This is a genomic window from Nguyenibacter vanlangensis, from assembly GCF_013376155.1.
GTDB lineage: Bacteria > Pseudomonadota > Alphaproteobacteria > Acetobacterales > Acetobacteraceae > Gluconacetobacter > Gluconacetobacter vanlangensis.
In genome coordinates, this window is sequence record NZ_JABXXP010000177.1 from 1 (window position 1) to 5,124 (window position 5,124).

Annotated in this window: 5 protein-coding genes and 1 other RNA gene; 1 reads left to right on the plus strand and 5 read right to left on the minus strand. The window is 68.4% G+C overall.

Features of this window, described 5'->3' with window-relative positions; genetic code table 11:
- Positions 1 to 128: 128 nt before the first annotated feature.
- The 4 genes from HUK84_RS09960 to ssrA all read right to left on the minus strand — a co-directional run bounded on the left by HUK84_RS09960 (position 129) and on the right by ssrA (position 3,497).
- Positions 129 to 521, minus strand: a complete 393-nt coding sequence (locus HUK84_RS09960; RefSeq protein WP_176640154.1) for a VOC family protein — start codon at positions 519 to 521, stop codon at positions 129 to 131.
- A gap of 58 nt (positions 522 to 579) precedes the next feature.
- The gene (locus HUK84_RS09965) at positions 580 to 2,256 is read right to left on the minus strand and encodes a fumarate hydratase (RefSeq protein ID WP_374729309.1); all 1,677 of its coding nucleotides are present in this window, start codon (positions 2,254 to 2,256) and stop codon (positions 580 to 582) included.
- 97 nt (positions 2,257 to 2,353) lie between these two features.
- Positions 2,354 to 2,935 carry an SspB family protein gene (locus HUK84_RS09970; RefSeq protein WP_176640155.1) on the minus strand — a complete coding sequence of 194 codons (582 nt, stop codon included), beginning with the start codon at positions 2,933 to 2,935 and terminating at the stop codon, positions 2,354 to 2,356.
- 224 nt (positions 2,936 to 3,159) lie between these two features.
- Positions 3,160 to 3,497: a transfer-messenger RNA gene (ssrA, locus tag HUK84_RS09975) on the minus strand.
- 75 nt (positions 3,498 to 3,572) lie between these two features.
- Here ssrA and thyX point away from each other — a divergent pair.
- Positions 3,573 to 4,520, plus strand: coding sequence for an FAD-dependent thymidylate synthase (gene thyX, locus HUK84_RS09980; RefSeq protein ID WP_176640156.1), 948 nt, complete (start codon positions 3,573 to 3,575; stop codon positions 4,518 to 4,520).
- 119 nt (positions 4,521 to 4,639) lie between these two features.
- Here thyX and HUK84_RS09985 read toward each other — a convergent pair.
- A partial coding sequence (locus HUK84_RS09985; protein ID WP_176640157.1) for an MOSC domain-containing protein occupies positions 4,640 to 5,124 on the minus strand: 485 nt, incomplete at its 5' end.

Genomic DNA, 5,124 nt, shown 5'->3' on the forward strand with positions numbered 1-5,124 from the left:
GGTCCTGCGGGTGGGGGTACAGGGCCGCGTCGCCGGCGGGCGGCGCGGCGTCCGGGTCCGGGTTTGGGCCCGGGTTTGGGTTCGGGTTCGGGTTCGGGTTCAGGTTTGGGCGCGCGTCCATGACGCCGCTATCCCTGATAGGACGCGATCTCGATCAGGTTGCGATCCGGGTCCTCGCAATAGACCGAGGTTACGGGCCCCAGCGCGCCGAGCCGCGCCACCGGCCCCTGGATCACCCGCACCCCGCAGCCTTCCAGATGCTCGATCACCTCGGTGCTGGACACCGCGGTGATGAAGCAGAGATCGTTGGTGCCGGGCAGCGCGTCCTCGGCGCTGGCCCAGCCCTCGGCCCCCTGGGGGCGGAGATTGATCTTCTGGCCGCCGAATTTCAGCGCGGTGCGGTTGTTGCGGCCATATTCCTCGCGCTCCATGCCCAGGACGCGCTGGTACCAGGATGCCGAGACCTCCTGGTCCCGGACGGTGATGACGACATGGTCCAGCCGATCGACGGTAAAGCGCATGGAACGCGTATCTCCGTAATGTCCTGATGTAACGAGTGTCCGTGTCCGCCAGGCCGGTTCAGCCTGTCAGGCCATCGTAGAAATCATTGCCCTTGTCGTCGATGACGATGAAGGCCGGGAAGTTCTCCACCTCGATCTTCCAGACCGCCTCCATCCCCAGTTCGGGATATTCCAGCACCTCGACCTTGCGGATGCAGTCGCGGGCCAGCCGGGCCGCCGGGCCGCCGACCGAGCCCAGATAGAACCCGCCATAGGCGCGGCAGGCGTCGCGCACCGCCTTCGACCGGTTGCCCTTGGCCAGCATGACGAACGAGCCGCCGGCCTGCTGCAGCATCGCCACATAGCTGTCCATGCGTCCCGCCGTGGTGGGGCCGAACGCGCCGGTGGGCATGCCCTCGGGCGTCTTGGCCGGCCCGGCGTAATAGACCGGGTGGTCCTTCAGGTAGTCCGGCAGGCCCTCGCCGCGTTCGAGCCGCTCGCGGAACCGGGCGTGGGCGATGTCGCGCGCCACCACCATGGTGCCGGTCAGCGACAGGCGGGTGCGCACCGGGTGGCGCGACAGCAGGGCGCGGATCGCGTCCATCGGCTGGTTGAGGTCCACCCGCACCTCGGTGCCGCCCAGATGGTCGTCCGTCGTCTCGGGCAGGAAGCGTGCCGGGTCGGTCTCCAGCCGTTCCAGGAAGATCCCCTCGGCGGTGATGCGCGCCTTGACCTGCCGGTCGGCCGAGCACGACACGCCGATCCCCACCGGCAGGGACGCGCCATGGCGCGGCAGGCGCACCACCCGCACGTCATGGCAGAAATACTTGCCGCCGAACTGCGCGCCGATCCCCAGCCCCTGGGTCAGCTTCAGGATCTCCTGCTCCATCTCCAGGTCGCGGAAGGCGTGGCCCAGCGCGCTGCCTTCGGTCGGCAGCCCGTCCAGCCAGCGGGTCGAGGCCAGCTTGACCGTCTCGAGCGTCTGTTCGGCCGACAGGCCGCCGATCACCACCGCCAGGTGGTAGGGGGGGCAGGCCGAGGTGCCCAGCGTGCGCACCTTGCCGTCCAGCCAGGCCAGCAGGTTTTCCTTGCTGGACAGCAGGGCGCGGGTTTCCTGGAAGAGGAAGGTCTTGTTAGCGGAGCCGCCGCCCTTGGCGACGAACATCAGGTCCATCTGCGCGGCATGGTCCTCGCCGGGGGTTGCCGCGATATGGAACTGCACCGGCAGGTTGGTGCCGGTATTCACCTCGTCGAACATCGACAGCGGCGCCATCTGCGAATAGCGCAGGCTGGTGCGGGTGTAGGTTTCGTACACCCCGCGGGAGAACGCTTCCTCCTCGTTCCCGTCCACCCAGACGCGCTGGCCCTTCTTGCCGTAGATGATCGCCGTGCCGGTGTCCTGGCACATCGGCAGCACGCCGCCGGCGGCGATGCAGGCATTCTTCAGCAGGTCCAGCGCCACGAACCGGTCATTGTCCGACGCATCGGGGTCCTGCAGGATCGCCGCAAGCTGCGCCAGATGGCCCGGCCGCAGCAGGTGGGCGATGTCGTGGAATGCCTGGGCCGCCAGTTCGGCCAGGGCCTCGGGGCTGACATGGAGCACGGTCCGCCCGTCGCAGGTGCCGGTGCGCACGCCCGCGATATCCAGCTTTCGCCACGGCGTCCCGGTGTCCTGCAGCGGAAAGAGCGGCCCGTAGGCGAAGGGCCGCAGAGGAGGCCGGAGAGAGGGCTTGGAGGGTATGGAGGACGCGTTCACTCGGACAATCTCCTGATGCCTTATCCCCCGGATTGCTTTCCGGGTGGCGGTTCACGGAGCGCCCGGCCGCATCCGGGCGTCCCGGATGGCGTGCGGATCAACTGGGGTTCGGGCCCTTCTTCCGGAAGGCCGCCAGGCTGACCACCTGGGACGAGGCCGGCGCCTGCCCGTCTGTCGTCTCGCCTGTCGTCTCGTCGGGCGCCTCGCCGGAGGCGGTATCGGGGGACGCGGCCGATTCGAGGGCAGCGGGCTCCTCGTCCTGTGCCGGGGCCGGTCCGGGCGGGGTGAAGCGCAGGGCCAGCCGGATATGCGGGTCGGCGAAGGCGGTGATCGCCGCGACCGGGATCACCAGCGTCGAGCCGACGCCGCCGAAGGACAGGCCGACCGACACGGTGCGCGCAGTGCGGTCCACCCGCAGGTCCCAGAACTGGTGCTGCAGCACGATGGTGATGTCGTGCGGATATTGCGCCCGCAGGCGCGCCGGGATTTCGACCCCGGGCCAGCCGGTCAGGAAGGTGACGTAGAAATGGTGCCCGTCGGGCAGTCCCTCGCGCCCCACATGGTCCAGCGCGCGCAGCATCACGTCGCGATACGCGTCCTCGATCCACGAATCGTAGGGGAGCAGACTGTCGGGGATGGCGGCGTCGAAGCCGTTTTCCCCGTCGTGATCGTCGGACATGCGGAAATCTCCGTTCCGTTGGCCTGGGTGCGTTGCGCCACGCCGTGCCACAGGTTTCAGCCATGCGTCAAACCGGATCGGCGCGCAAGCCGGATGCGCGGGGGGCCGCTTCACGAAGCGGACACGCCGTCGCAATGAAAAGCGGCGTGCGGGAGGCCGCCCGGGAATTGGTATCCGGAATTGGGCGCCCGGGATCGGGCATTGGCGGGGACCGGGTGCCGGCGAGTGGGAGGCTTCTGTTGCCCGGTGCCTCCCGAACCGCGCTTGTCACTTATGCAGCGACAGCGAGCGCCTCGAAGTTATCGTTGGCACTTGTGATTCAGCCCGATGACGGTGGTACAATGCCGGGCAAAAGGCAGGTCTTTACCATGCGTGTCGAGCCTGTTTCGTCCCCATAGCCCCCGGCCCCGCGCGGAGCCGAACCGGAAGGATCTGGTGGAGACGCCGGGTACTGCCCCCGGGTCCACAACACTTATTCCACGTGCCGTTTATCGCCATAGCCAAGGGGCGAACCCCTCCGGCACTCGGGGATATAGGGGGGCGGCGGCGGTTTGGCAATGGCCGCCGATGCGTTCCGGTCGGGCGCGTTTCATGGTATGCGCCGCCTTTGCAGACACGGAATCGGCGGGGGGTCGCGATGTTTTCAACAGACCAGAAATCGGAAATCGACGCCGCCCGCGCCGCCTGGAGCCAGACGCGCCGCGATACCGTCCCGGCGGTGGAGGAGGCGCTGTACCAGCCCGAGCCGGTGCTGGGGAGCGGGTTCGTCCGGCTGATCGACTATATGGGCGGCGACGCGGCCATCGTGCAGGGCGCGCGCGTGTCGTACGGCAAGGGAACGCGCAGCATTTCCGACGATCGCGGCCTGATCCGCTATCTGATGCGCAACCGCCATACCAGCCCGTTCGAGCTGGCGGTGGCCAAGTTCCACGTGCGCGCGCCGATCTTCGTCACCCGGCAATGGTTCCGCCACCGCACGGCCAGCATCAACGAATATTCCGCCCGCTATTCGGTGCTGGAGAAGGAGTTCTACTTCCCCCGCGCCGAGGACATCGCCCGCCAGTCCGCCAGCAACAAGCAGGGACGCGGCGAAAGCCTGCCGCCCGACGCCGCCGAGCACGTGCTGGCGCTGCTGCGCGAGGATGCGAGCCGCTGCTATGACCATTACCTGGAGATGCTGAACCAGGACGAGGCCGGCAACGCGATCGACCCCGGCCGGCCCGTGGTGGCGCGCGAACTGGCGCGCATGACCCTGCCGGTCAACGTGATGACGCAGTTCTACTGGCAGATCAATCTGTGGAACCTGCTGCATTTCCTGCGGCTGCGGGCCGACGCGCACGCGCAGTACGAAATCCGCGCCTATGCGGATGCCATCCTCGGCCTGGTGGAACGCTGGGTGCCCCAGACATTCGAGGCCTTCCGCGACTATATGCAGGAAGCCGCGCTGCTGTCCGGCCCGGCCCTGCGCGCCCTGCGCGGCGTTCTGGCCGGCGAGCAGGTCGATCTGCAGGCGGCGGGCCTGTCGAAGCGCGAGGCCGCAGAACTGCTGGCGCTGCTGCCGGAAATCGGTCCGCGCCTTCGCTGAACTTGCGCCCCCTTGGGTTGGTTTTCGGGGCTTGGCCCCGAACCCCACCAAAGACGGTGCCTTTGGAAACCGTTTTTTTAATGAGTTGGTGACGAGGGGCGTTCTGTAGCCGGGGGGTGTTACGCGGGCAGAAGGTTGGATGGGCCTTGTTCCAGCACCGTCACCGGGTCGCCCGCGGCGATGCGCCCCGGCCGCACCACCACCGCGTTCTGGCCGAACATCACCCCGCCCTTGGCCCGGCGGGTCCGCGCCAGGGTGCGCAGCGGTTCCTGCGGGTGGGGAATGTCCGCGCTGTGCTGGTCGATCGTCGTCATGACGCAGCGCGAACAGGGCTTGACGATCAGGATCCTGGCCTGCCCCACCGCCAGCAGCCGCCATTCGTCCTCGGCCCAGGCGGGGGCGCCCGTCAGCACGATATTGGGACGGAAGCGATTCATCGGCAAAGGCGGCACCGGGGGCGGCAGGTCCCGGTTCAGCGCGGCCAGCGACTCGGTGGTCGTCACCAGGACGGCGAACCCGTCGGCGAAGCCGACCACCGATCCGGGCGGGGCACGATCGGGATCGGCCGGCCGTGCCGCGACGTCATGCAGATAGGCCAGCCGGC